This is a genomic window from Chondromyces apiculatus DSM 436, from assembly GCF_000601485.1.
Lineage (GTDB): Bacteria > Myxococcota_A > Polyangia > Polyangiales > Polyangiaceae > Chondromyces > Chondromyces apiculatus.
In genome coordinates, this window is record NZ_ASRX01000037.1 from 21,272 (window position 1) to 47,482 (window position 26,211).

The following is a 26,211-nucleotide window of genomic DNA, read 5'->3' on the forward strand; positions in this document are numbered from 1 at the left end:
GGGTCCGGGCCCGAGGCCGACGGGGAGAGGGAGAACGTGGACGGGAACGTCCGGCCCGATCTTTCGCGGGGCGGGCGTCCTCCGTTCAACGAGCGGCACCAGGGGCAGCACGGTGAACGGCGCGGTGGTCGGGAAGGCGGCCAAGGCGGCGGTCACGAGCGGCAAGGTGGCCGTCAAGGTGGCCGGGGCGGTCAGCACGGTGGTGGTCATGGCGGTCACGGCGGCCAGCACGGCGGTCCGGGCGCGCATGGCGGCCAGCATGGTGGCGGTCACGGTGGGCACGGCGGCCAGCACGGTGGTCCGCGGGGACCGCGTGGCCTCGGCGAGGGTCAAGGGCCGCGGGGCTTCGGCGAAGGACAGGGGCCGCGCGGTCCGCGTCCGCTGGGCGGGCCCGGTGGGCCGGGTGGCGGCGAGGGCGGCGGTCGGGGCGAGGGCTCCGGCAACTGGGTGCGCGAGGTGATCGAGGGCAACTACCGCCGGCTCGATCAGGAGGCGCGCCGGATCGGGGAGCGGCTCTCGGGTGAGGCCGCGCGCGGGCAGCTCCGGGCGATCTTCGGCGGGGCGCGGCGGCTGCTCTCGCTGAGCGGCGAGGAGCGGAGCCGGGAGCTTTCGATGCTGCGGCCGCGGCTCGCGCACGCCACGGCGCGTGTCGAGGGGCTGGATGGGCTGCGCGAGGTGCTGGTGGAAGCCACGCGCGTCGTGGAGGAGCAGCCGGAGCCCCGGGTGCGGCACCTCGTGGACTTCGTGGAGGCGGTGCTCTGCTACGCGACGGAAGGCCGTCCGCGGCAAGGGCCACGGCCGCCCCGTGAGCCGCGCGAAGGCAAGGGTGAACGCGGCGAGCGTGGCGAGCGTCGAGAAGGTGGCGAGCGCGGCGAACGCGGCGAGCGCGGCGAGCGCGGCGAGCGTCGGGAAGGCGTCGAGCGCGCCGAAGGCGAGCGACGCGAGGCTGGCGGTCGCGCCGAGGGTGGGCAAGGCGATCGGCCCGAGGGCGAGCGGCGCGAAGGGCGCCGGCGGGACAGGAACCGCGGTCGCGATCGGGACCGGCAAGGCGGGGCTCCGGAAGGTGGCCCGCTGCAGGGACGCGATGCCGGGGAGGGCGCGGGGACCGCGCAGGCCCCGGGTGAAGGCGAGGGCGGTGAGGGGGCCGGGTCGGGCGCGCTGGGTGCGTCGGGATCGGGTGGAGCTTCCGCGCCGTCGGAGCAGGGTGCGTCGGGAGCAGGTGCGTCGTCGGAGCACGGTGCATCGTCCGAGGGAACCGGGGGCGACGCCCCCGCTGCGGGCCAGGCGAAGCCGGCGTCCGAGGAGTCGTCGTCATGACGTGGGGCATGCTCGAGAAGGTCTTTGTGCGGGGTACGATCACGACGCTCACCGGCCTCCGGGTCGGGGGGAGCGAGCAGGGACTCGACGCGGCGGCGCTCGAGAACCTGGTGGCGCGGCATGCGCTGCTCGACGAGCCGTACATCCCGGGGTCGTCGCTGCGGGGCAAGATGCGCTGCCTGCTGGAGCGGCTGCAGGGGATCGCGGGGCCGCCGGTGGACGGGGTCGGGTTCGGGCCCGCCGACGATCCGGTGCACCCGCTGGTGCAGCTCTTCGGGATGATGTCGAAGGACGGGGCCGGGATGCCCTCGCGGGTGATGGTGCGCGACGCGCTGCTCACCGCGGAGAGCCGGAAGCGGCTCGGGCGGCTGCGCGGGGTGCTGCCGATGACGGAGACCAAGGCCGAGGCGCTCATCGATCGGGTGACGGCGGCGGCGACGGCGCGGACGGTGGAGCGGCTCCCGGCCGGGGCCGAGCTGCGGTTCGAGCTGGTGCTCGACGTGCGCGCGCTGCCGGAGCGGCAGGTGGCCGTGGCCAGCGACGTGGTGGTCACGGAGGGGGCCACCGCGGGTGATCCGACGGTGACGACGTCGGCGGTGCCGGCGCCGGCGCTGCCGGCGGCGTGGCTGCTCGAGGTGCAGCGCGCGAGCCGGAACGAGGAGAACGGGTGGGGGCGCGACGAGGATCTGCGCTGGCTGCTCACGGGGCTGGATCTGATCCAGGACGACGTGATCGGCGGGCACGGGTCGCGCGGGTACGGCCGGGTGAAGATCCGGGTGGACGGCGTGACGCACCGGACGCGCGACGATTACCTGCAAGGGCGGCCAGAGCGGGCGCTGGAGGGGCTCGCGGGCGATCTCTCCGGGCGGGTGCAGTCCATCAACGAGCGAGGGGAGCGCGAGCGGCAGGAGATCCTGGCGTCACTCCCGGCGATCGAGGCGGGGCGTTGAGCGTCTACCGCGCGTTCTACCTCCGGTTCCTCGCGCCGGTGCGGGTGAGCGCCGGTGCGTCCGGGGAGGCCGCTGCGGCGCCGGATCTGCCGTCGGATTCGCTGTCGGCCGCCCTGGTGGTGGCCGCGGCGGAGCTGGGCGGTGAGCGGGTACCCCCCGGAGAGATGGACGGGGTGGCGCGCGAGCCGCCGTGGGTGGTGTCGTCGCTGCTCCCCTGGGTCGGCCTCGGAGGCCGGCCGGTGAGGTTCGTGCCGAAGCCGGTGGACCAGCGGTTCGGCGAGCCCGGCGGAGGAAAAGGGGGCGGCGGGAAGCGGGACGATCGGGGGTGGTCCGACGTGGCGTACGTGTCCACGGACCTCCTCGACGCGCCGCTGCCGACGCCACCGCGGTCCCGCTGCGGGATGCTGGCGGCGACGCCGCGCGAGGCAGGCGACGAGCTGGGGCAGGTGCGCTGGCGTCGGGTGATCGAGCGCGGTCGGGCGATGGTGGATCGGGCGAGCGGCGTCGCCGTGCCGTTCCACCTCGGCGAGCTGGGTCTCGGGGCCGGGGCGCAAGCCGGGGCATGGGTGGCGATCCGGACCGAGACCGAGGACCGGATGCAGTTCACGCGGCTCCTGCTCCACTACCTGGCCGACTGCGGGATCGGCGCGGACAGGGCCCGCGGGCTCGGGCGGTTCGAGGTGGTGCACGAGGGGGCGCTCAGCGTGGACGAGACCGAGGCGTCGGGGCGCCAGCGGGTGCTGCTCGGGTACGCGTCGCCCGATCGCTGGCTGGAGAGCGCGCTGGAAGACCCGGACGCGCGCTACAGCGTGGTGCGCCGGGAAGGGCGCGCGCACGGGGCGCTCGGCGGGCTCGGGGTGCAGCGCAAGGGCGTGCGCCTGGTGGCGCCGGGGGCGGTGATCCCGGACCGGGGGGCGCTGGTGGGGCAGACGCGCGACGTGACGCCAGAGGGCTTCACGGAGCACCGGATCTACCGCGATGGACGCACGCTGGCGTGGCCGCTCGGCAGGAGAACGTGATGGAGGCGCAGGCGGCAGCAGGAGAGCGCTCGGGGATGGTGGAGGTGGTGTGGCACCTGGAGGTGCTCACGCCACTCCACGTGGGCGTCGGCGAGGGGAACCTCGTGAAGGGGGTGCACGCGGCGTCGATCGAGGGGTTCACCTTCGTGGTGGACCTGGATCGGCTGTGCGCAGTGCTGCCGCGTGAGGCGTGGGATCGGCTGGCGTCGGGCGGGCTCGCGGCAGTGATCGGCGAGGTGCCGCTCGGGTCGGTGCAGCAGTTCGTGGTGCGCGGTGAGCTGCGCGGTCCGGCAGGGCTCGCGAGGTTCAAGCCGTTCGCGCGCGACGGTTTCGGGAGGCCGTACCTGCCCGGCTCGGCGCTGAAGGGCGCGCTGCGGACGGCGCTGGTGAGCCAGCAAGTGAACGAGGTGCCCGCGGTGCGTGACGCGGCACGCGAGGCGGTGCGGCAGGCGACGGAGGAGCGCGAGGCATCGCCGGGGAGCGCGGTGGAGCGCGCCGCGCTGCGGGTGCGGCGCGGGGCCGCCGTGGACGATCTGCTGCGGCATCTTCACGTGCCCGATGTGCCGGTGCCGGCGTCGGCGCTCGCGCTCGTGGCGGTGAAGGTGGCCAGCATGGGCGAGGAGAATCGCTGGGGCTGGAAGCAGCGGGGGCGCGCCAACGCGGAGGCGGTGGACGCCGAGGGCGTGGCAGAGACGTTCGTGGAGGCGCTGCAGCCGAGGACGGTGCTGCGGGTGCCGCTCCGGGTGGACGCGCAGCGCCTCCGACCCTCGGGGCTGCCGGCGCCGCGGAGGCCGGTCCCGCCGGACTTTTCGGGGCTGCGGGAGCTGTTGCTGGAAGGGCTCTTGCCAGCGGTGCGGGCCCACGGTCTGCGGGTGCTGGAGCCAGAGGCGAAGCTGTGGTCGGAGAGCCGTCCCCACGCGCCCGCGGCAGAGGCAGCGCAGGGGTTGCTCGACAGGGTGCGGAGGAAGGGGCCCGCAGGCGACGCTCCCGCGGGCGACGCTGACGAGGCGGGTCTCGCAGCCGGCGGAGAGGCGCTCCTGCCGATCGGGTGGGGGATGGGGTGGCGTGGCGCAACCGGAGGGCTGCTGGAGCGGCTCGACGAGGGCGCACGGGCCACCGATGCAGGCGCCGAGGATCCCGCGGCGCTCGCCGGGGCAAGGCCCGTGTACGCGCTGGGGCGGCGTGGGTTCGGGGTGTTCCCGAAGTCACGGCGGCTGGCGGAAGGCGCGACGCCGCTCGGCTGGGTGGCGGTGCGGCCGTGGGCCGAAGGCGACGCGGCGACACAGGTCGTGGCGGTGGAGGCGCCGGCCGGCGTGCTCGCGGGTGAGGCGCTCGAGGCGCACCGGCTGCCGGAGCGGGCAGAACGAGGGCGCGGTCGGCGCGAGGAGCCCGGGGCAGCCGCGGCGGGTGCAGAAGGCGCCGCTGCAGGGCCGGAGGCAGCCGGGAGCGCCGGGGGGCTCGGGGAGAGGCCGCCGCGTGAAGGTGGGCCGCGCGAAGGAAGGCCGCCGCGTGAAGGTGGGCCGCGCGAAGGAAGGCCGCCGCGTGAAGGTGGACCGCCGCGTGAAGGTGGACCGCCGCGTGAAGGTGGGCCGCGTGAAGGTGGGCCGCCGCGTGAAGGTGGGCCGCCGCGTGAAGGTGGGCCGCCGCGTGAAGGTGGGCCGCCGCGTGAAGGTGGGCCGCCGCGCGAAGGTGGGCCGCGTGAAGGTGGACCGCCGCCTCAGGAGCGACGCCCGTTCCAGGGAGGCGCGCCCAGTGGGCCACCACGTGGTGGCCCTGGCGGCGGTCGGCCGGGGGAGCGCCGGGACGATCGGCCCGGTCAGGCTCCGCGACGTGCTCCGGCGCCCGCGTCACCGACTGCGCGCGTGGGCGATCGGTTGAAGGCGACGCTGCTCGAAGAGAAGTCGAAGAAGGGCAAGTGGCGCGCGCGCACCGAGTCCGGAGCCATCGGAGCCATCGAGCCGCAAGGAGAGCCAGAGGAGCTCGCCGCGGGCCAGGTGGTGGAGCTGGTGGTGAAGAACGCCTCGGTGCTCGGTTCGGACTGGGCTTTCATCTGGCCCAAGTTCGCCGATGAGCAGGCCGCTGCCGCCGCCGCCGCCGCGAAAGGTCGCAAGCGCTAGGTACTGCGTACGGCAATTCAGGGACCTACGGTCCCTACGCTCCCGCTGGTCGCTACCCCCGTTTCTTTGCGCGAACGCCGAGCCGAGGACCCGGGACGAACTCAGAAAACGCTTCGAGAGGTGCGTGCTCCCTGTGGCGCGCTGCCTGAATAGCTGAGCTGCTCGGGGGCGCATTGACCTCTGCCGTGCGGCAGGCGGCAATGCTGCGGGTTCGTGCACAGTGGAACGGACACGATCCGCAGCGAATCGCGCAGGTCGAGGCAGGGGCGGTCCGTGCGTCTTGTACTCACCTCGGCTCCCCGTCCAGCACAGCCGACACGGCACAGCAGGTGCAAGGAGGGGTGGACATATCCCCCTCGACACAGACAACGACTCCGAGGGGGAGGAGGATGAAGACGTGAAGATCATGAGCACAGTAGGGATCCTCGGGGCGATGGCCCTGTTCGCCACGGCGTGCAGCTCCCTGGAGCCGACGCAGGGCGCGGCGAACCCGCGGATGGCGAAGCCAGGGCCGGATGCGCAGTACAGGGTCGACATGCCGAAGCCCGGACCTGCCGAGGATCGCTACATCCGGATGACGCTGGGGCAGGACATCGCCAACCAGTGCGAGTTCTCGGAGGCTCACTTCGCGTTCGACTCTGCCGAGCCGCTGCCCCAGGAGCGGCGGATGATCGTGGCGCTGGCCGACTGTCTGCGGCGCCCTGCGCTGGAGGGGCACCAGATCACGCTGGTAGGACGCGCGGATCCGCGCGGTGGCAACGACTACAACCAGTCGCTCGGCATGCGACGCGCCGAGCAGGTGAAGGCGGTGCTGGTGGCACAGGGGATCCCGGCGGAGCGGATCTCGACGATGTCGAGCGGCGCCGCAGAGGCGCTGGGTGGGAACGATCCGGCGTACTCGTACGGGTATGACCGGCGCGTGGACATCGTGCTGCGCGACACCCACGCCCCCGCAGGCAAGTCGGGACCCGCGTACCGGCCTTGAGGAAGCAGCACTGCTGCGCCGTTCGCGCGTGGGGCTCGGGGCAACGATGGCCCGGGCGCCGCGCGCGAGCTGGCGGAGGCCCATGCTGCGGATGGTTGCCGATGACGGCGTGAGGCCGTGAGGCGCCGCTCGACGTGCGGGCAGCGCACGTGAAGGAACAGCGCGGAGTGGAGTTCCAAGAGAAGGTCGATCAGAGGAGAGGGATCGAGACCAGGATCGAACCGAGGAGGGGGACAGGGCACGAACCGGCAAGATAGAGTGGGTGCGTACCTCGTTGCGGTGTCGCCGCGGAGGGAGACCTGCATGACGGCCGTCACGTGCTCCAGTGTGATCGAGCGGGTTGTGGTGTATGCGCGGGGGGCCATCGTCACCCGGCGTGTCACGTGGCCTGCGCAACGGGCTGGGGGAGGGGAGATCAGGGTCGCGGGCATCACGCCCACGGCCGAGCCGGGCTCGTTCCGCGCGGTGATGGAGGGCGGTGGACCCGAGGTGATCGGTGTGCGCGCGCGGGTCGTGGTTCCGCACGAGGCCGATGAGCCGGGGACCCTGAAGGCGCGGAGCCGCGAGCTGGAGCTGGAGCTGACAAGACTCAAGGGGGAGATCGGTCACCTGCGCTGGCGGCGCGACACGCTGAGCACGGTGTCGTTGACCCCGGAACTCACGCACCGGAGCCGCAAGGTGGATCCTGCGGCGCGGGTGGAAGACGCCCTCGCGGCCGGTGCGCTGGTGTCCGCCGAGCTGAAGACGCTCGACGAGCGCATCCGCCAGCTCACGCAGGCATACGAGGCAGTGAAGCGTGAGGCGCAGCAGGTGGAGGCGCAGGGGACGCAGGCGGGGAGCGCCGAGCGGCATGGGAAGGCGCCGCCAGAGACCGAGGTGGTGATCCAGTTCGCGACGACGCAGGGAGAGGAGGCCGAAGGCTCGGCGGCAGGGGGCGGGAAAGGCGCAGCGGGGGCGCTGTTCGTGGAGTACACGGTGCACGCGGCGCGCTGGTGGCCAGCGTACGCGGCGCGGTTCTCGCGGGGGGCGACGTGGGTGGCGTGGCACCTCGACGCGCTGGTGGCGCAGGCCTCGGGGGAGGACTGGAATGGGGTGGCGCTCACCCTGTCGACGGCCGATCTGATCGAGGATGTGCGGCTTCCAGAGCTGGGCTCGATGCGGCTGGGGCGCGCACAGGCGTCGGTGAAGCGGGGATACAGGCCGCCGCCCGAGGGGCTGGAGGCACTGTTCGAGGGGTACGATCGGTTCACGGAGAGCCTGCCTGGGGGCGTGGTGGACCAGCTCCGAGGGGGCTCCGCGCCGAAGACGCCAGGCCCACCGAAGCCGCAGGCGCCGCCGCCGCCGCCGCCACCACCACCGTCGGCGGCGATGATGGACGATGGCGTCGACGCGATGGCGGCGGAGGAGGAGACGGGGACCTTCGGCGCCATGGACAGGGCGGCGCTCGGCGGGGCGCATCCCCAGTCGCTCATGGCTCCGAGCCAGGCTCCCGGCGCGGTGCCGATCCCCTCAAGGCCGGTCCCACTGGCTTCGATGGCTTCCGCGGGGGCCATGCCGAGGCCTGCGGCGAGAGGGCGGGCGTCGTTGCCCGAGGTCGATGCGAGGCGGATGTCGGTGGGAGGGGGCGGGCCACGGGGTGCGCCACCCCCGTTCGGGCAGCAGGAGGAAGCAGGGGCGCCTGCGGAGATCGAGCCTGCGGAGGGGTGGCTCGACTTCGAGGCGCTGCGGCTGGTCCCCGGCGCGCTCGGGTCACAGCGCGGCCGGCTGGTGCGGGCAGCGCGGAGGGATCGCCAGGAGGCGGAGCGCGCGCGGGAACGGATCGACGGGCTGTCATCGCCGGAGCGCGCGCTGGATCCGCGGCTGTCGCGGGGGCGGTTCGATTACCTGTACAGCACCGCGGGGTCCGTCGACGTGCCAGGGAGCGGGAGGCCGCAGCGGGTGGCGGTGGCGGTGGGCGAAGGGGCCGTGAAGCCCAGGTTCGTGACGGTGCCGCGCGAGGGCGCCGAGGTGTTCCGGGAGGCGGAGCTGCAGAATCCGTTCTCGTGGGCGCTGCTCGCAGGGCCCGTGGACGTGTTCATGGACGGCGCGCTGCTCACGCAGTCGGCGATCTCGGCGGTGGGCAAGGGGGGAGAGCTGCGGGTCGGGCTCGGGGTGGAGGACCGGCTGCGGGTGGTGCGCAACGCGCGCGTGGAGGAGCAGTCGGCAGGGCTCCTGGGCGGGTCGCTCGTGGTGGAGCACGAGGTGCGCATCGAGCTTTCGTCGTCGCTCGGCCGGGCAGTGACGGTGGAGGTGCTGGACCGGGTGCCCGTGACCGACGACAAGGATCTGGACGTGAAGCTCGTCGGGTCGCAGCCGAAGGCGGAGGCATACAAGCAGGAGGAGATCGGTCACCCCATCCGGCGGGGGTTGCGCTGGTCGGTGGAGGTTCCGGCCGCGGGCAAGACGTCGGTGTCGTTCAGCTACCGTCTGACCTTCTCGGCGAAGAGCGAAGTGGTCGGCGGCAACCGTCGGGAGTGAGGCGCGATGAGCACCGTCGAGCAGGTGAAGGAAGCGGTGGAGGGGCGCGACGCAAACGCCGAGGGGCGCGGGGGCGAGGCGCCGGTGCAGGCGCCGCTGCCGAGCCGGGCGCGGGACGTGACGCTGTTCGAGGACCGCGCCGAGGTGGTGCGGGTGGCGCGCGCCGCGGTGCGGGCAGGAACGCAGCGGGTGGTCGTGGGCGGGGTGTCGGTGTTCGTCGACGACCGCATGGTGGAGGCACGCGCGGCAGGGCCCTGCCGGGTCACCGCGGCGCGGGTGCGGCGGGTGCTGCACGGCGATCGGGTGCTCGGGCGCGAGGAGATCGAGGCCCTGGAGCGCGAGGCGCTGGCCGCCTCCGAGCGGGTGCGCGCGGCGGACCTCGCCCTCGACCGCGCCACGCGGCTGGAGTCGCAGGCGGCGCAGCTCCAGCAGCAGTGGGCGCAGGACATCTCGCGGGTACCGCGCGGGCTGCGAGAGGCGGAGGCGCTGGAGCGCTGGCGGGTCGCGCTCGCGAAGCTCGATGCCTCGGCGGCAGAGGCCCGGGCTGCGGCGGCGCTGGCGCGGGCGGAGCGGGCGCGCGCCGAGGAGGAGGGGCAGCGGGCAGCCGCACGGCTCGCCGAAGGGCGGCGGGAGCGACCCCGGGTGGAGGCGGTGATCGAGGTGGACCTGGACGTGTCGGCCGACGGCGAGGTGTCGCTGGAGCTGACGTACCGGGTGGCGTGCGCGCTGTGGCGGCCCGAGCACCTGGCGCGCCTCGGCGAGGGGGGCGTGGTCGAGCTGACGACGTGGGCGACGGCGTGGCAAGCGACGGGAGAGCGCTGGGAGGACGTGAAGGCGCAGTTCTCGACGGCGCGTCCGGCGCGGGTCGCGACGCCGCCGCGGCTCTCGGACGACGTGCTGTCGCTGCGGCGGAAAACGCCCGAGGAGCGCGGGCGGGTGGTGGTCGAGGCGCGCGAGCAGACGATCGCCGTGGCCGGTCTGGACCGGGGGACCCGCGCGGTGGAGGAGATGCCCGGCGTGGACGACGGGGGCGAGCCGCTGGTGCTGGAGGCGGCGCATCCGATCACGCTGCCGTCGAACGGTCAGCCGACGCGGGTGGAGGTGGTGCGGCGGACGCTATCGGCAGAGGTGGAGCTTGTGCTGTTCCCGGAGGCACATCCCGGGGCGCACGTGCGGGCCACGCTGACCAACGCGGCGATCGAGGGTGAGGCCGCGCGCGGGCCGCTGCTCGCCGGGCCGGTGCGGGCAGCCCGTGGGCAGAGCCTGGTGGGGCGCGGGAAGCTCGGGTTCGTGGGAGCCGGAGAGCCCTTCGAGCTGGGGTTCGGGACCGACGATGCCATCCGCGTGCGGCGAACGGTGGACGAGGAGCGGGACTCCGCGCTGCTCGGCGGCGTGAAGATCCGGCGCAAGGTGAAGGTGTATCTGTCGAACCTTTCCGACACGTCGCGGAAGCTCGTGGTGACCGAGCGCATCCCGGTCAGCGAGGTGGCCGAGGTGGAGATCACCCTGACCGACGCCACGGGATGGACGGTGGACAAGGACGGGTTCGTACGCGGGCGGTTCGACCTCGGTGGGCGCGAGGCGAAGACGGTGGCGTTCAGTTACGAGATCAAAGCGTCTTCGGGGGCCGTGTTGCCCTTTTGAGTTCGGCCTGACGACCGTCACCTCGGAAAGCGGACAACGTCCCCGGCTGCATCGATGAGGCACGGGGGTGACGAGGCGCGGTGACCCAGGTGGTGCGGATGGGTGCACTTCCGACCGGAACGCGGGTTGCTTACACGGTCTGGACGGTTTCTACATTCCCGGGAACAGCTCCGGGGCCGGCACGGTTCACGCGACTGCCGGCCGTCCACCACGTCGCGCCTATGTCCTGAAGACGCCGGCGGCGCAGCGCTGAAAAGGCGGTGAGGCGGGCCTGGATTGCAGGTTGCAAATGCGAGGTTGCAACTTTGCAATCCACCCCTGACCTGCCCCTGCGAAGCTACTGGAGATCGTTGAAGACCGGCGTGGCACGCTGGCTGCAATAGGGTCAATCGCGCTGACGCGGTGACCTCGGTCCCCCCCTTGAGGCTCGCCAGGCGCGTTCTCTCTCCACGCTGTGTGACCTATCCCCCCCCCCAGGTCCGCAGCGTGGTTTTTCTCTCTCCGCGCTGCGTGACCTATCCCCCCCCAGGTCCGCAGCGCGGTTTTTTTTGTCTCTGCGCTGCGGTGATGGGTCGAGCTGGCGGCTACCTGTGCGGCCCTGCGGAGCCGACCAGCGCTGGTTCCAGGAATGACGTGACCTGTGCTCTCCAGGGACCGGTGAAGTGGCCTGCGTGAAGGGCGCCGGGAATCACGTTCACCTGGCACTCGACGCACGCTGTCGTCCGGAACGCCGCCTGCGCCTCCGGAGGTACCCACATGTCGTGCTGGGCGAAGAGAAAGAGGGTCGGATGAACCAGGTGCGCTGACCGATCCACGGGGCGCACGGTGTCGATGGGTGCAGGGAGCTCGCGGGACATGAGGGCGATGGGGCCGATGCTGAAGGGCAGGAGCAACCCGGCGTGGGCCAGACGCGACGAGAGGGCGCCCCGCAGCGACGCATAGGGGGAGTCCAGGACCGCAGCATCGGCTTCCCGGCCGGCGAGGAGATAGGCTGCAGCGCCCATCGAGAAGCCGACATAGCCGACAGGTCCACCCAGCCGTGCAGCGTGATCGAGGGCCGCTGCGGCATCACGCGCCTCGTTCAGGCCGAGTGTCGTCCGGTCACCACCGCTTTCGCCGTGGGCCCGGAAGTCGAAGGCCACGATGCGGAACCCTCGGTCGAGGAGGACATCACCGAGAGGCTGCAGCAACCTGCGGTCGTTGCCGTAGCCATGCGCGAGCACCACCGTTCCCCGCGCCGGAACTCCATGCGGCTCGCGGCGCACGGCCGAGAGGCTCAGGCCATCGTCGGTGCGGAGGAGGAACCTCGCGCTGCCTGGAGGGTCGTGCACCTGCGAGGTGCGGGGCATGGTCATCCACCGGATCGCGAAGGCGCTCGCACCGAGGTAGAGCGTGAGCAGTGCAGTGACGAGAAGGAGCTGCTTCACGTGGAGGACCTCTCGCCAGTGGCGTCGCCGATGCTTCTCTGGATCCCCGGCGTGTGGGCGATGGCCAGATACTCAGGATATGCCTCTCTGGCGTTCACGACGATCGTCGCGGTGTCAGCGCTACGAGCGCTGACGTGCAGCGTTACGTCCGCTCAGCGGTGAGGCTGACGCGAGGGCAAGGATGCGAGCTGCCAACCAGCGCAGGGTTTGCTCGTCGAGTTCAAGTTCAAACAAGGCGCGCTCACGATTTGTGACGACGTGACGTACCCCGGCTGGTACAGCTCATGGATGAAAGACACGCGGGTTCTGACCTTCCGTAATGCGCTGGAGGGTCTCATCGAGTCGCTGGATGCGACGGTTCGTGTGTCGGAGTGGGAGGCGTCGGAGATCATCCCCGAGCCACTCAAGGAGAGCGCCGGAAGCCTCCTCTCTCGCCTCGGAACGGCAGACAGGCTCGCAGCCGCGAGCTTCACGGGAAAGCCGGCAGACGTCGCGCTGGTGGACACGATGCGGACCGCGATGCGGCGCCTGGACGCAGCGTATGTCGTGTACCGCCAGCGCTCCTCGGGGCCGCAGAGTGAACGTGTCGCGGCAGCGCGGGTGCTGGGCGCCGAGATCGAGGAGGTGAAGGCTGCCGCCATGGGAGCTGTCTGAGCGATCGCAACGTCTGGAGACGCTCTCGCGCTCGGCGAGCACAGGCTCGGCTTGCCCTTGAGCATGCGGGAGGTTCGAGATGAACATCGGGGTGATTCGGGTGGTGGACGGTGAGGAGCAACGCCTGTGCTGGCGCTTCGGCGTGCACGGCAAGAGCAACGCGACCTACGAGCCCGCGAGCGGGCAGGTCGGGCCCTTCGATGGCGACCGGAAGCGGCGGCTGAAGAAGGGGGAGACGTTCCAGCGGCTGGACCGCTCGGGGTCGCCCCGGGAGTACCAGGGGCTCGAGTGGCGCTCGAAGAGCAGCCTGGAGGGTCTGGCGTGCTGACGCGCAGCACGAAGGCGGCGGGCGAGGAAAGCCCGACGAAGATGGCGCTCGTCCGGTCGAAGATCGAGGAGGCCGAGCAGCAGCTCACCATCGCCGAGGAGGAGTTTTCCAGGGTGATTCGCGCGCTGCGGGCGGCTCCCCGCGCGGAGAAGACGGTGACGAACACGCTCATCGATGCCGCCCTCGGCAATCTGAGCGCTGCCAAGACGCGGGTCATCGAGCTCAAGTTGCTGCTCGTCCCGGACGACGAAGGCTGACGAGGGGGCACCGCGGGGCCGGGCCTGTGGCGATGCGCGACACGTCCGGAGGACACGCGCAGCCTGGTCGGTGTCGGTGGTGCGTCAGCGGGGAGCGGGTCGTGCGGCCGGGACCCAGCGCGGGAGCCAGTCGGGGCCCTTGGCGCGGGTGAGGCGCGTCTGGCCCGTACCGTCGGCACGCATGAGGTAGAGTTCAGGGTCACCCGTGCGGGTGGAGGCAAAGGCGAGGTAGCGGCCATCAGGGGACCAGGCCGGCGTCTCTGCGCCGTGGGTGCTGCTGGTGAGCGGCGTACAGGCGCCCGTGGCGAGGTCGGCCAGCCAGATGCGCGGCTTCACGCCAGGGATCTGGGTGAGGTAGGCGATCCGCTTGCCGTCCGGGGACCAGAGGGGCTCGATCTCGCCCGCAAGCTGTGGGGCAGCGGCGTCGCCCGCAGGAGCAGCGCTGGAGACGCTGGAGGCGCTGGAGGCAGGAGGGGACGCTGCAGGCGCAGCGCTGGGGGCCGGAGGAGCTGCCTCGCCCGAGGGAGCCGAGGTGGTGGAGGGAGCAGCTTCGGCAGGAGGCTGCGGGGCACCTCCAGGGGTGGTCGGCTTGCTGGTCGAGGTGGCGCAGGCCGCGGTCAGCGGTCTGAGCTGGGTGCCAGTCGCGGACATGACGAAGATGCGGTCGCGGCCCTCGCGGTCGCTGACGAAGGCGATCTGGGTGCCGTCAGGAGACCAGCGGGGGGTGCGGTCCTCGCGGTGGAAAGCGGTGAGCCGCGTCTGCGCGGTGCCGTCGGCGCGCATCCGGTAGATCTCCGGGTCGCCGTCGCGGCTGGAGACGAAGGCGATGTTCTTGCCGTCGGCCGAGAGGGCCGGATCGAAGTTGCCCTCGTCGTTCTTGGTGAGCGGGCGGAGACCTTTGCCGTCGCGGTTCACCCGGTAGATGTCGCTGAAGTTGTTGGCGTCGGACTCGAACACGAGCCACTGGCCGTCAGGAGACCAGTGGGGGTTCCGGATGCGGCTGCCACGGGGACCGAGGGGGGTCGCTGGCGTGCCGTCCAGCGGAAGAAGGAGGATCTGTTCGAAGTGGGCTTTGGTCTCGGGGTGCTCCTCGGCGGCGACGACGAGGAGGGCGGTGCCGTCGGGGGAGGCAGAGGCCAGGTACTCGCCCGCAGGAGTGCTGGTGAGGCGGCGCTCCTCGCCCGAGGGGTGGATGACGTAGATCTCGGGGTTGCCGTCGCGCTCGGAGATGAAGGCGATGCGGGCGGTGATGGCGCGGCGCTCCGCGTCGGGGATGGGGTCGGCGTCGATGGTGGAAGGCGCGTTGGCAGAGGCGCTCGGCACGCCTGGCCCCGTGGACGCGCGTGGGGCGCTGGAGCCCGCTGCAACAGAGGCAGCGCCCGAGGGGTGGGAGGAGGGGGGCTGAGACGCGCCGGTGTCCCCGGAGGTGCCTGGTCCCGCGTCACGCTTGCAGCTGCTCGCGAGGAGGGCCAGGGCGACGACGGAGGCCAGGCCTCCGGGGAACCGCGTGGGCATCAGTTGATGCGGATGGCGTCGGCGATGACCACGCTGCCCGTGCCCGTCCACCGGGAGAGGACGACCTTGTTCCAGCCCGCGGTGAAGCTGTAGGTGCCCACCGTGTTCCACTGACCGCCGCCAGTCTGCTGGTTCTTGCTCACGGTGGCGAGCTGGGTGCCCGCGGCGTTGTACATGATGTACGGCGCGGTCGTGGAGCGGTCGGTGGCGGAGGTCCACCACGCGGAGACCGTCTTGGTCGCGGCGCTGGCGAGCTTGAAGTAGAAGGCCGCGCCATCCGAGATGGCCGCGACGGGGCCGGCGTAATAGCCGGAGCCGTAGTAGCCCGCGACGTTGGTCGAGGAGGTCCAGTTGGCCGACACCTCGGCGTAGAAGTTCGCGGTGTCGTTGTTGCTGTTGTTGCTGTCGATGATGATGCCGGTGCCGCCGCCACCACCACCCGAGCCGCCGCAGGCGGTGTTGATCTTGTTGAGGTAGGTGGTCCAGGGCCAGTTCGGGCCGGGATCGACGCGCGTCGAGGGCTGGAGCCGGCCGTGGGCGACGATGTGGTAGGAGTCGCGGGGGATGCCGTGCGCCTTGGTGATGTCGCAGGAGAGCGCGGCGGAGGCGTCGATCACCCCGGTCGCCCAGCTCGCCTGGGAGGCGTAGCCGGCGTGCTCGATGCCGACGGTGAAGTTGTTGGACGAGGTGCCGTGCAGCGCGGCCTCGGCCCCACCATTGAGGTTCTTGTCGTAGGTCGCGCCGATGTGCCAGGCGCGGTTGGATTCACGGACGAGCTGCGAGATCTCGCTGCCGCTCTCGTTCACCACGTAATGGGCGCTGACGCCGGACGCGGTGTTGACGAGCCAGCCCCAGCAACCCGAGTACGCGCCCTCGCAGCTATGGATGATGATCATCCGAGGCGTGCTGCCGGAGGGCCGGGCATTGTAGTTGGGGGAGGCGCGCCAGATCGAGTTGGCATAGTCGGGGCCGGCAGCCGAGGTGGGGGGCGCGGCAATGGAGCGGATCTCCGCCTTCTCCGGCATGAGGGAGCCGAGGACGCCGATCTCGGTCTCGAGGACGAGACCCTCGCGGAGCGCCTTGTAGACCCCGTTGTGAACGTAGTGGGCCTGAGCCTCGGCCTGCTCGATGCCGCTCGCCGCAGCCACGACCGGAGCCCACGCGCCCAGGTCGGCGCGCTCGAGCTCCATGCCGTCCGCGTCCTCGCTGAGGAGCGCCGCGGCGGCGCGGATGTTGGCGAGCGCGTCGGTCTTGGCCTCTTCCACGGTGACGCCGGCGAGCTCGGCGCCGCGCTCCAGCCGCTCACCACGGAGGGCCATGATGCCGAATGCGGCAGGCATTCCCTCGAACTCTTCCTCACCCTCAACCATTTCCCAGCGCGTCTCCGCGAAGCCGATGGCCTTGAGCAGCGAGGCGGGAACATCGAATTCCGAGGCAGCCTGCTCGAAGAGCTGGTCGAGCTGGGTCTGCGGAACGCTCGTGCCGTCCATGGGGACGGGAATCGTCCACGAGGGGGCGCCGCTGGCAGATTCGTCCACCTCTTGGGCCGTTCCCTGGTCGCTGCATGCAGCCAGGAGAATGGTCGCGCCTACCACAGTGGTCAGCTTGGTCAGCTTGCGGAGCTGGTGCATCGATGGCCTTCCTTAACCGGGATCCATGGTGCGGGCTGAAGGATCCCAGGAAGGACCGCTTGTACAGATGTCAGAGCATGGCTTCAAGTGCGCAGAGTTGTCTACACATCGTATGTCGACCAACGAGCGGAATATTTCAATCGCGCTCCCTGAGTATCAGTTGGCCAATCCACATTAATGGGGATGCGCCCAGAGGGCGGGCGCGGGGGAGCCCGACAGGGAGGCCTCCTGGTCGACGCGTCGCGTCGCGTCGCGTCACGTTCACAATGTGGACGAGGTGAGATCACGGGAGCGCGCCGTCAGCGACGTCAGCGCCGTCAGCGACGTCAGCGACGTCAGCGACGTCAGCAGCACGTCAGTCGCGCGCCTCGGTGGTCTCCTGGGGCTTTCGCCGGCGGCCCTGGAGCCACCCCATTGCGGCGGCGACGCCCGACTGGAGGGTTCCCTCGGTGGTGATGCCGCTCATGTCGATGCCGAGCTGCACCAGGACCTGGGCGAACTGGGGCTTGATGCCGGTGAGCATGACCTCGGCGCCGAGGAGGCGGGTGGCGCGCGCGGCCCTCAGGAGGGCGTCGGCGATCTGGGTATCGACGGTGGCGAGGCCAGTGAGGTCGAGGATGGCGACGCGCGCTTGCTGGTCGACGACCCCATCGAGCAGCGACTCCATGATCTGCTGTGCGCGTGAGCTGTCGATGGTGCCCACGAGCGGCATCACCACCACGCCCCGGGCCAGGGGGATGAGGGGGGTGCTCAGCTCGCGGATGGCGGCGCGCTGGGCCTCGATGACCCGGGCGTGGAGCTGCTCACGCTCCTGCTCGGCGCGCTTGCGCTCGGTGATGTCCGTGGAGAAGCCGCCGATGGCGAAGACGGCACCCTCGGCGTCGCGGATCGGGAAGCCGATGGACAGGTAGATGTGGGGGCCGTCCTCGTGCTCGAAGATCTCCTCGACCTCGTGCTCGGCTCCTTCGAGGATGCGCCTCTCGTGCTCGGCCCAGCGGGCGGCGTCGTTCGCGGGGAGCAGGTCGCTGACGCTCTTGCCCACCGCCTCGGCCCGGCTGAGGCCCATCAGCTCGGCGCTGCGGCGGTTGACGAGGAGGAACTTTCCCTCGGCGTCCTTGACGTGGAACGCGGCGGGGAGGTTGTTGATCATGCTCTCGAGCAGCGCGCTCTTGCGCCGCAGCTCCGCGGTGCGCTCGGCGATGCGGTGCTCGAGATCGGCGTTGGCGCGCTGCAGCGCGGCCTCCCTGTCGCGCATGGTCTGGGCCATGTGCTTGCGCTCGGTGATGTCCTGCACCGCGCCCACGTAGCGGTCGAGGGCCCCTTCGGAGGTGCGGCTGAAGACCACGCAGCGCGCCTCGAGCCACCGCCACTCGCCCGAGCGGTGCCGCATCCGGTACTCGAACACGAGCTGCTCCCCGTCGCGCAGGGATTCGAGATCGCGCTCGATCTCCAGGGCGATGCGACTCGTGTCGTCAGGGTGGATGCGGTCGGCCGCACACCCGTCGGCGCTGAGGGCGACGTGCTCCTGGCCGTAGCCGAGCATATGGGCCACGGCGTGGTTGAACGTGCGGGAGCGCTCCTCGTTTTTGTCGAAGAGGAAGATGGCGGCAGGGGAGGTGTTGAGGATGCTCTCTGCCTGCTCGGCGCGGGTGCGCCAGCGCGTCACTTCCTGCTCCAGGATCGTCCGTTCGAGCAGGATATCGTTCGACACCGTGCGCGCCTCGTCGTCGGTCTGCATGCCATCCCCCTCCCACGATTGCTTCCAGGTGCTGCGAAGTCCGCTCGGATCGTGACGGAGCAAGGTCAATGCGTCCGATGCTTCGACGCCTGATTCGCGGGTCGGGACCTTCCCCGGGGGGCCCTTCCTGGGCCCCTTGTCATCGCAGCTCTGAGCTTTCCGTCGGAATGAGGGCGCTTGGCGCGGGGCAGCCTCGGTGACTATACAAAGGATCCGTCGACGACAGGCAGGGCTGCTTCATTCACGCAGAGCGAGGGACCATGGACGAGATCCGGTTCGGAGAGGCCGTCAAGAAGGCATTCGAAGAAGCGATGCGCGAGCGCGGTCACGCCAATGTGCTGATTGCCGGGCGCACCGGGGTCGGCAAGAGCACGCTGATCAACAGTGTCTTTCAAGGGCAGTTCGCCACCACCGGGCACGGGCGCCCGGTCACCACGGGCACACGTGAGATCAACAAGCCGGGCATACCCCTCACCATCTTCGACACCCGCGGCCTGGAGATGAGCGAGTTCGCGACGACCCTGACGGCGCTGAAGAAGTTCGTCGGCTCCAGGCGTCAGGAGGCGGATCCGCGCAAGCACGTGCACGTGGCGTGGGTGTGCGTGTCCGAGGATCTGCGGCGGGTGGAGGAGGCGGAGACGACCCTCGTCGACATGCTCGCCGACTACATGCCCGTCCTGGCAGTGATCACCAAGGCGCGCGCCGATCAGGGCTTCCGGGCCGAGGTGCAGCGGCTCCTGCCGAGGGCGCTGAACGTGGTCAGGGTGCGCTCGCTACCCGAGGAGCTGGACGACGGACACCGGCTCCCGCCGATGGGGTTGACCGACCTGATCCAGGCCACGGTCGATCTCATCCCGGAGGGACAAAGACGGGCTTTCATCGCCGCGCAGAAAGCCGACCTCGCGCTGAAGAAGACGAAGGCTCATTTCATCGTGGGCGCGTCGGTGAGCACCGCGATGGGGATCGCTGCCACCCCCATCCCCTTCGCCGATGCCTTCCTGCTCGTGCCGGTGCAACTCGCGATGATCGCGGGGATCACGGCGACGTACGGGCTCGATTTCTCCGAGGGATTCCTGAGCACGGTGGTGGCTTCCACGGTGGGAGGGACTGCCGCAACCCTGTCGGGACGAGCGATCGTGGGAGGGCTCTTGAAGCTCCTGCCGGGCGCCGGCTCGGTGGTCGGAGGTGCCGTGTCGGCTGCGACCGCAGGGGCCATGACGACGGCGCTCGGAGAGGCCTACATCGTCGCTCTGGACACCGTGCTCTCCAGGTACGGAGGAGAGCAACCCAACTCGGACGCGGTGCTCGATGCCGTGCGCGCTGCCTTCAAGTAGCGCCGCCGAGGGGTTTGCCCTCGACGTTTCGCGCGTCCCTTTCTAGGCTGTGCCGATGACCGAGCCCCTCGACTGGCGCGCTCAGAATCTGAAGAGCTGGAACACGCGCACGCCTCTGCATCTCGCCTCGGCGTTCTACGATCTCGAAGGGTGGAAGAAGGGGGCTTGCTCGCTCAAGCCCATCGAGATCGAAGAGGTGGGCGACGTGCGCGGCCTCCGCCTGCTCCACCTGCAATGCCATTTCGGGCAGGATTCATTGAGCTGGGCGCGCCGTGGTGCCTCGGTGGTGGGGCTCGATTTCTCCGACGCGGCGATCTCCGCGGCGACTGCGCTCGCGGCCGAGGCGGGCCTGACGGCGCGGTTCGTCTGCGCCGACGTGTACAGCGCTGCGGCCGCGGTAGGCGAGACGTTCGACGTGGTGTTCTCCTCGTACGGCGTGCTCGGGTGGCTGCCCGACCTGGATGCCTGGGCGCGCCAGGTGGCTGCCTGCCTGCGGCCGGGAGGCAGGTTCCACCTCGTGGAGTTCCACCCGTTCCTCTACGTGTTCGACGAGGCGCTGGAGAGGATCGTCTACCCGTGGGACAGCCCCCGTGAATCTCCGATCCACACCGAGGAGAACCGGACCTACGCCGATCCGGAGACCGAGGTGAAGCTCGCCGACGTGAGCTGGAACCACGGGGTCGGGGCCATGGCGACCGCGCTGCTGCGCGCGGGGCTCGTGCTCGACAGCCTGCGGGAGCACGACTGGATGCCTTGCAAGCTCTACCCGGGCAGCATCGAGGTGGCACCCGGTCGTTATCGTATCGAGAAGCTCCTCGGGGTGCCGCTCGTGGTGTCGATCGCGGCCCACCGCCCTGCGTAGCGCGCAAGGCGGCGGGAGCACGGGCCGGTGCGCGGAGGGTCAGTAGCTCTTGCCGTCCACGGGGGTCACGTTGAGGCTGGAGAGGTCCAGGTCGTCGAGACACCGGAGGTTGACGGCGACCATCTCCTTGCCATCAGGGCCGGTCCCCCTGGCGAATGAAGTGACGCCACAGGTGGAGCAGAAGAGGTGGTGGATGGTCTTCTTGTTGAACTGGTAATCGGTGAGGCCGTCCTGCCCCGAGAGCAGCTTGAACTGGTCCGCAGGGACGAAGGTGAGCACGGAGCCCTTCTTCGCGCACATGGAGCAGTTGCACGAGATGGCCTGACCGAGGTCCGTCGCCACCTCGTAGCGAACCTTCCCGCAATGACAGCTTCCAGCGTGGTTCTTGGTTTCACTCATGAGCAACCGTGAACCATCACCCGCGTGCGACGTCAAGGCGACCAGGGTCGCCCGCACCAGGGCACCGCGCCTTGACCATCGTGGGGTCCGGCGATAAGGGCGAGGGATGAAGGCGCGCTCGTTCCCGCCTCTGCGTCGGCTCGTGGGGGCCGTGGCTGGATCCGTGCTCGGTGCCGTGGTCGCGCTCACCAGTGCCCGCGCCGAGGCGCAGATCGTCAACGTGCAGCCGCTCATCGGCGGCGACTCCGAGAAGAAAGGCCTGTCGCTGACCTTCGAGGGCTCGGCGGACGTGCGCCGGGGAAACACGAACCTCACGTCGCTGTCGGGCAGCGCGGTAGGGCAGTACCGGAGGGGGCGTCACCTCGTCTTCATGCTGGTGCGCGGAGACTTCGGCGCGGCGGCCGACACGACCATCGTGAACAAGGACCTGGAGCACCTTCGCTACCGGATCGATCTGCCCCAGCCTTTCTCCCTCGAAGCGTTCGTTCAGCACGACAGGGATGCCTTCCGCAGGCTGGCGCTCAGGGCGCTGGTGGGCATCGGGCCCCGCATCCACGTCATCCGCTGGGAGAAGTTCGAGGCCGCGCTGGGAACGGCGTACATGCTCGAGAACGAGGAGCTCGCGATGGGCGCCTTCTCCGACTCGGGTCAGGGCACGCTGGCGAACAGGATCTCGAGCTACGTGGTGCTCTCGACGCGCCTGAGCGACAGCTTGCAGGCGAGCGCCACGATCTACCTTCAGCCGCGGATCGAGCGGGTCACGGACGTGCGGGTGCTGCACGAGTCGTCCCTGCTGGCCAAGGCGACGAAGCTCCTGTCCCTGAAGCTCACCATGACCTCCGCCTTCGACGCCGAGCCACCCGCAGGCGTGGCGCCGCTCGATACGACCATGAAAGGGTCGCTGCTGGCCACGTTCTGAACCCCGAGCGCCCGGGCCCCCTCACAGGGGCAGGGCGACGCAGCCAGCCGTCTCCGGGCTCTCGCAGACCCTCCGCACCGGGCTGAAATGCATCTTGTTGGGGCAGAGGCGCAGCTTCGACTCGCCTTCCGTGCATTCGTAGTAGAAGCGGCAGTTGCAGAGATTCGGCATCGACGTGGACTGCCCCCCCGGGACCACGGGAGGGCAGGTGGCGGGCAGGGCATTGCACAATGCCTCGGTCGCTTCCTCCGTGACCATTTCGTCGTCCGAGATCTCCCCCGCGTCGCTCGTCTCGACAGTGCACCCGGTGCTCAGGATGCCGAGGAAGAACGCTCCGACCATAACGACACTCTTGTGGCAGCGTGAATGATTCATACCAGGAATTACTTCGCTGCTCGATGGCACGCAAGCTCGTGGAATGGTGGCGATGTGAATAGACCTGGAACGTCACGCTTCGTCGCCGTCGTCCACCTCTCCGGACCGCGAGAACGCACGGGTGGATCAGGGAACAGGCGGGTCGAGCACCAGCGCGCCGAAGGCTGCGGGGACGTGAAAGTTGGGCTTGGAACCCCGAGGTGGGCTCCAGGCGAGGTAGTGACGGGGGGAGCGACCCTCCATCCGGAACAGGCCCATGGGGAGGCGCGCTCCGGCGCGGAGGGCGCGGGTGATCTCCGGCGCGGTGAGCGAGGCCTCGATGGTCGCCTGATGCGCCGCGGGGCGCTGGGTGGTTGCGCGCCGCAGGCCGCTCGACCAGGTGGTGACGTACTTGCGGGCGTCGAGGTCGACGGAGAGATCGAGGAAGTGGCCGAAGGGACCGATCTCCACCTCGACATAGCGGCGGGGGGAGGCGGGGTCGGGGGTGAGGAAGATCTCGACGCAGTCCTCCGTGTAGAGCTTCTGGCGCTCGGCATCGACGGGCTGGGCGCGGTCGGTGAACAGGCCGCTCCTGGACAGCTCGAAGAGCACGTGCAGGGCGTCGGGTGACCACAGGAAGCGGGCGGTGGTCCGGATGCCGGTGGCGCTGCCCGTGAAGTCGGTGTCCCATGCGGCGACGGCCGCGCGTGCCCACGCGGGCTCATCACCGCGGCCATCGAGGGTGAGCGTGTCGCTGCCGAGCGGGGCGGCGTGGGCGGTGGGCTTGCCCGGCGGGGCGGCGCCGGTGGCTCCCGCGGCGGTGCTCGAAGGGGCAGGGGAGGCAGGAGCGGGCGGAGCCGGTGGGGCCGGAGCCGGGAGCGGCGTCGAGGGTAGCTCGGGGACGCTCGCGGAGGTGACCGGTGCGGGTGCGGTCGCGGGTGCGGTCGCGGGCGCCGCCTGGTGAATGGCGAAGGGGGCCATCGCCTTGAAATGGGCTGGCCGCGGCTGCTTGAGGAGATCGGCGCCATCGCCGGTGACGGCTGGCGCGCGCAGATCGAGCTGAAAGCGCCTGGCAGCGGACTCGATGAGCGGGGAGGTGCGGTGACCGAGCAGCTCGGCCGCGAGCCGCGGGTGGTTCCAGAGGCCGAGAAACTCGGCGGCGATGCGGTCGACGAGGACGGGGTTGGTGCCGCCGATGGCGACGTGCTCGGCGCTCGGCTGGAGGACCTGGAAGCCGTCTCCACCCATGGCGGGCGCCCCCTCGGCGAGGACGACGTCGGGCGCGGAGATCTCCAGGACGTCGACCATGCGCTCGGCGAAGACGCGGAGGGAGTCGACGTAGAGCTTCCGGTCCTCGGGCTCCTTCGCCTTGCGCTGCTTGATGTAGGCGTTCAGCTCGCGGTGCATGCGCCACTTCTGCTTGTAGGCGGGGGAGCCGTCCGAGAGCATCACCGTGCCCTGCATGTTCTTGATGCCCACGGAGATGACGCTGTAGCGGTGCGTCTTCAGCTTGGGCAGGGAGATGAACAGGCCGCGGTCGAGGTGCTCGGCGAGGATGCGGGGCAGGAGCAGGGTGGGGACGCGCGTCCCGGCGATGCCGGTGATGGCCAGGGGCTGGCCGGGCCGGTCGCCCTGGGTGTCGAAGACGCCGTCGTCGTCCATGGCGACGAGGCGCACGCCTTCGGCGCGGGTCATGGCGGCGTAGCCGTTGAGATCCATCAGCTCGAGCCAGTGCTTGTGGCTGTGACCGCAGCCCTCGGCGACGGTGATCGTCTGGTGCCCTCGCTCCTTGAGGCAGTGGATGACGCCGCGGGTGAACTCGGGATCGGTGGTGCGGCCCCGCACGCCGTCGTCGCCGCCGGTCTTGCGGGGGTCCTTGATGGAATCGAAGCCGCAGAGGTTCGGCTTGAGGAGGACCGGGGTCGAGGGGGAGCGCCTGGGGACCGCCGCTTCGCAGATGCGCTTGCCGAGGTCGTGAGGGCTGCCGCCCTGGAGGAGGGTGACGGCGGAGACGTCGTGCTTGAGCCGGTCGACGTGGCGGGTACGAAGCGCGGCGCCGTCGACCCGCGCCTCGGCCAGGATGCTCGGACCGGGCTCGGGAGACGTGGAGGCGTGGGTGATGGCGTCTGGCAAGGGCGCCGCGGCCGCACCCGAGGCAGAGGCGGAAGGAGCCGCGCTGGTGCCCGCCGCGGCCGAGGCCACAGCGGAGGTGTCGGTGCCCGGAGATCCGGCCGTGGGGGAGGGCGGTGCGGTCTGGGTCGGGGCCGGCGGGGCGTCGGTGCAGGCGGCGAGGAGCAGCGCCAGCGGGAAGCCCGCCCTGATGGCGTTCACTTGCGCCTGAGGAAAGCGTCGAGGGCCTGGCGGTGATCGGGTCCACCCCACCGCTGCGCGAAGACGGCACGCTCCAGCTCGGGGCTGCTGCCACGCATCGCCTCGCGCACCCCTCGCAGGGCGTGCTTGAGCGCCGAGACACTGGTGCGGGGGATGCCGGAGAGCTGGCGCACGAGGGCGATGGCGCGGTCTCGCGCACCCCCGCGCGGGACCACCTCGTTGACGAACCCGATGCGCAAGGCCTCGGCGGCGTCGATGCGGCAGGCCGTGAGCAGCAGGCGCGTGGCTTCGAGCGAGCCCACCCGCTCGCAGAGGCGGGCGATGCCCCCCCAGGCCGGGGAGAGGCCCATCATGGCGTGCCGGAACGCGAGCGAGGCATGCTCCTCGAAGAAGACGAAATCGCAGAGGAGGAGGAGCTCGCAGCCGCCCCCGAAGACGTCTCCCTGCACGGCAGCGACGACGGGGAGGTCGCCCTGCTCGATGATGGCGAGATCCTCGAACATGCCGAGGATCTCGGCGCCAGAAGAGCCGTCGCGCGTGAGCTGGTCGATCTCGCGGATGTCGCCGCCGGCGACGAAGACGTCGTCGCCCGAGGCCGTGAGGACGACGCCGCGGACGCGCGGTTCCGCCGACGCGGCCCGGATGGCCTCTCCGAGCTGGCGCGCCAGGGCGCGGTCGATCGCGTGGCGGCGATCCGGGCGGTGGAGGGTGAGGATGAGCGCGTCGCCCGCAGCCTCGACCTGGAGAGTCACGGGGCCGCCCTGCCGGCACGGGAGGAGCTCCCGGACATGGCAGCAGACTTGCGCCGGCTGGTCGTCACCTCGGCGGGAGCGGTCCACCCGATCCGGCGCGGCATGCGCTCCTCGTGGATCACGTCGGCGAGGCGGGCCTCCACCGTGCGCCTGCTGATGCGGCCATGCGTGGCGGCGTAGGTCTCGGCGTAGGTGATGATGGCGCCCGCGACGTCGACGCCCGTGGCGCGCTCGACGCCTTCGAGGCCGGGAGAGCTGTTGATCTCCAGGATCTTCGGTCCGCTCTTCGCTTCGAGCATGTCGACGCCCGCGACCTCCAGGCCCATCGCCTTGGTGGCCTTGATGGCGACGCTCCGGTCGGCGCGCGTCAAGCGGGCCGCGCCTCCGGTCCCGCCGCGGTGGAGGTTGGACCTGAACTCGCCGGGCTTGGCGATGCGCCGCATGCAGGCGACGACCCGCCCCCCCACCACGATCACCCTCAGATCACGCCCCTTCGACTCCCGGATGTACTCCTGAAGGACGATGTCCTGGCCCATCGCCCAGAAGGTCTCGAGCAGCGAGTGCACCGCCTGCGGGGTCTCGGCGATCATGGTGCCAATGCCCTGCGTGCCCTGCTGGAGCTTGACGATGGCGGGGCAGCCGCCGACGAGGTCGAGCGCGGCCTCGGCGCCCGCCGGGCTGCGGGCGCAGACGGTGGTGGGGACGTCGAGCTTGCGCCGGGTGAGGAGCTGGAGGGCGCGGAGCTTGTCCCGGCTCCGGGCGATGGAGACGGCGCCGTTGAGGACCGGGACGCCCATCAGATCGAACTGCCGCACCACCGCGAGCCCGTAGTTGGTGATGCTCGACCCGATGCGCGGGATGACGATGTCGAAGCGGGGGACCGGAGCGCCTGCCACCAGCACGGAAGGGCCGCCCCGGGAGACCACGATCTGAAAATCGAGGGGATCGATGATGCTGACGTCATGACCGCGCGCGCGCGCCGCGAGCACGATCCGGCTCGTCGAGTAGAGGGACGCGTTGCGCGACAGCACGAGGACTCGCATGGGAGCCCGAGGCTAGCAGAGGGGGGCAGTCCGCGTGCACAGACCCACGCCGCAGCCAAAGGACCCCGTCATGGCGATGGAAAGCCGCCAGGTTCCTGGGCCTACCTCTTGCGCCCGC

At 70.9% G+C, this 26,211-nt stretch carries 23 protein-coding genes; 14 read left to right on the forward strand and 9 right to left on the reverse strand.

Annotated elements, in window-relative coordinates:
* The first annotated feature begins 112 nt into the window (after window positions 1-112).
* The 8 genes from CAP_RS52490 to CAP_RS22585 all read left to right on the forward strand — a co-directional run bounded on the left by CAP_RS52490 (window position 113) and on the right by CAP_RS22585 (window position 10,549).
* Entirely contained in the window at window positions 113-460 is a 348-nt protein-coding gene (locus CAP_RS52490) for a hypothetical protein (protein ID WP_197041308.1), read from the forward strand.
* A complete protein-coding gene (csm2, locus tag CAP_RS52495) occupies window positions 448-1,317 on the forward strand; it encodes a type III-A CRISPR-associated protein Csm2 (RefSeq protein ID WP_044244518.1) in 870 nt (289 codons plus the stop codon). The genes CAP_RS52490 and csm2 overlap by 13 nt, the downstream gene beginning before the upstream one ends.
* The gene (csm3, locus tag CAP_RS45280; RefSeq protein WP_052375670.1) at window positions 1,314-2,267 is read left to right on the forward strand and encodes a type III-A CRISPR-associated RAMP protein Csm3; all 954 of its coding nucleotides are present in this window, start codon (window positions 1,314-1,316) and stop codon (window positions 2,265-2,267) included. Before csm2 ends, csm3 begins: the two co-directional genes overlap by 4 nt.
* Complete coding sequence (gene csm4 / locus CAP_RS55055; protein ID WP_044244520.1) at window positions 2,264-3,286, forward strand: type III-A CRISPR-associated RAMP protein Csm4; 1,023 nt, start codon at window positions 2,264-2,266, stop codon at window positions 3,284-3,286. Before csm3 ends, csm4 begins: the two co-directional genes overlap by 4 nt.
* Window positions 3,262-5,403: a type III-A CRISPR-associated RAMP protein Csm5 gene (gene csm5 / locus CAP_RS55060; protein WP_197041309.1), complete on the forward strand. Its 2,142-nt coding sequence runs from the start codon at window positions 3,262-3,264 to the stop codon at window positions 5,401-5,403. The genes csm4 and csm5 overlap by 25 nt, the downstream gene beginning before the upstream one ends.
* Window positions 5,404-5,809: 406 nt before the next feature.
* On the forward strand, window positions 5,810-6,388 hold the full coding sequence (locus tag CAP_RS22575; protein WP_044244649.1) for an OmpA family protein: 579 nt from the start codon (window positions 5,810-5,812) through the stop codon (window positions 6,386-6,388).
* A gap of 303 nt (window positions 6,389-6,691) precedes the next feature.
* A complete protein-coding gene (locus CAP_RS22580; protein ID WP_081865165.1) occupies window positions 6,692-8,905 on the forward strand; it encodes a DUF4139 domain-containing protein in 2,214 nt (737 codons plus the stop codon).
* A gap of 6 nt (window positions 8,906-8,911) precedes the next feature.
* On the forward strand, window positions 8,912-10,549 hold the full coding sequence (locus CAP_RS22585; RefSeq protein ID WP_044244525.1) for a DUF4139 domain-containing protein: 1,638 nt from the start codon (window positions 8,912-8,914) through the stop codon (window positions 10,547-10,549).
* Between the two features lie 584 nt (window positions 10,550-11,133).
* Here CAP_RS22585 and CAP_RS45285 read toward each other — a convergent pair.
* Window positions 11,134-11,976 (reverse strand): alpha/beta hydrolase, encoded by an 843-nt coding sequence (locus CAP_RS45285; RefSeq protein WP_052375672.1) that lies wholly within the window; start codon window positions 11,974-11,976, stop codon window positions 11,134-11,136.
* A gap of 207 nt (window positions 11,977-12,183) precedes the next feature.
* Between CAP_RS45285 and CAP_RS22595 the strand changes: the two genes are divergently transcribed.
* The 3 genes from CAP_RS22595 (at window position 12,184) to CAP_RS22605 (ending at window position 13,215) form a co-directional block, all read left to right on the forward strand.
* Complete coding sequence (locus CAP_RS22595) at window positions 12,184-12,630, forward strand: hypothetical protein (protein ID WP_044244526.1); 447 nt, start codon at window positions 12,184-12,186, stop codon at window positions 12,628-12,630.
* 79 nt (window positions 12,631-12,709) lie between these two features.
* Window positions 12,710-12,958 carry a hypothetical protein gene (locus CAP_RS22600; RefSeq protein WP_044244528.1) on the forward strand — a complete coding sequence of 83 codons (249 nt, stop codon included), beginning with the start codon at window positions 12,710-12,712 and terminating at the stop codon, window positions 12,956-12,958.
* Window positions 12,952-13,215, forward strand: coding sequence for a hypothetical protein (locus CAP_RS22605; protein ID WP_044244529.1), 264 nt, complete (start codon window positions 12,952-12,954; stop codon window positions 13,213-13,215). Before CAP_RS22600 ends, CAP_RS22605 begins: the two co-directional genes overlap by 7 nt.
* Window positions 13,216-13,299: 84 nt before the next feature.
* Here CAP_RS22605 and CAP_RS22610 read toward each other — a convergent pair whose 3' ends face one another.
* The 3 genes from CAP_RS22610 to CAP_RS22620 form a co-directional block, all read right to left on the reverse strand.
* Entirely contained in the window at window positions 13,300-14,538 is a 1,239-nt protein-coding gene (locus tag CAP_RS22610) for a beta-propeller domain-containing protein (RefSeq protein WP_044244655.1), read from the reverse strand.
* A gap of 191 nt (window positions 14,539-14,729) precedes the next feature.
* Complete coding sequence (locus CAP_RS22615; RefSeq protein ID WP_044244531.1) at window positions 14,730-16,361, reverse strand: golvesin C-terminal-like domain-containing protein; 1,632 nt, start codon at window positions 16,359-16,361, stop codon at window positions 14,730-14,732.
* Between the two features lie 355 nt (window positions 16,362-16,716).
* Window positions 16,717-18,099 carry a PAS domain S-box protein gene (locus tag CAP_RS22620; protein ID WP_044244532.1) on the reverse strand — a complete coding sequence of 461 codons (1,383 nt, stop codon included), beginning with the start codon at window positions 18,097-18,099 and terminating at the stop codon, window positions 16,717-16,719.
* A 260-nt stretch (window positions 18,100-18,359) separates the two neighbouring features.
* Between CAP_RS22620 and CAP_RS22625 the strand changes: the two genes are divergently transcribed.
* The gene (locus CAP_RS22625) at window positions 18,360-19,433 is read left to right on the forward strand and encodes a YcjF family protein (protein WP_044244534.1); all 1,074 of its coding nucleotides are present in this window, start codon (window positions 18,360-18,362) and stop codon (window positions 19,431-19,433) included.
* Between the two features lie 55 nt (window positions 19,434-19,488).
* Complete coding sequence (locus tag CAP_RS22630) at window positions 19,489-20,295, forward strand: class I SAM-dependent methyltransferase (protein ID WP_044244536.1); 807 nt, start codon at window positions 19,489-19,491, stop codon at window positions 20,293-20,295.
* 39 nt (window positions 20,296-20,334) lie between these two features.
* Here the strand turns inward: CAP_RS22630 and CAP_RS22635 are convergent, their stop codons facing one another.
* Window positions 20,335-20,694 (reverse strand): GFA family protein, encoded by a 360-nt coding sequence (locus CAP_RS22635; protein ID WP_044244540.1) that lies wholly within the window; start codon window positions 20,692-20,694, stop codon window positions 20,335-20,337.
* A 106-nt stretch (window positions 20,695-20,800) separates the two neighbouring features.
* Here CAP_RS22635 and CAP_RS22640 point away from each other — a divergent pair, with 106 nt between their 5' ends.
* Window positions 20,801-21,613, forward strand: a complete 813-nt coding sequence (locus CAP_RS22640) for a DUF481 domain-containing protein (protein WP_044244542.1) — start codon at window positions 20,801-20,803, stop codon at window positions 21,611-21,613.
* Between the two features lie 21 nt (window positions 21,614-21,634).
* Here CAP_RS22640 and CAP_RS22645 read toward each other — a convergent pair whose 3' ends face one another.
* The 4 genes from CAP_RS22645 to rimK form a co-directional block, all read right to left on the reverse strand.
* Window positions 21,635-21,955, reverse strand: coding sequence for a chitin binding peritrophin-A domain-containing protein (locus CAP_RS22645; protein WP_044244544.1), 321 nt, complete (start codon window positions 21,953-21,955; stop codon window positions 21,635-21,637).
* A gap of 159 nt (window positions 21,956-22,114) precedes the next feature.
* Complete coding sequence (locus tag CAP_RS22650; RefSeq protein WP_081865158.1) at window positions 22,115-24,298, reverse strand: DUF362 domain-containing protein; 2,184 nt, start codon at window positions 24,296-24,298, stop codon at window positions 22,115-22,117.
* Window positions 24,295-25,050, reverse strand: a complete 756-nt coding sequence (locus CAP_RS22655; protein ID WP_044244546.1) for an enoyl-CoA hydratase/isomerase family protein — start codon at window positions 25,048-25,050, stop codon at window positions 24,295-24,297. The genes CAP_RS22650 and CAP_RS22655 overlap by 4 nt, the downstream gene beginning before the upstream one ends.
* Window positions 25,047-26,093, reverse strand: coding sequence for a 30S ribosomal protein S6--L-glutamate ligase (gene rimK, locus CAP_RS22660; protein WP_044244547.1), 1,047 nt, complete (start codon window positions 26,091-26,093; stop codon window positions 25,047-25,049). Before rimK ends, CAP_RS22655 begins: the two co-directional genes overlap by 4 nt.
* Window positions 26,094-26,211 lie beyond the last annotated feature (118 nt).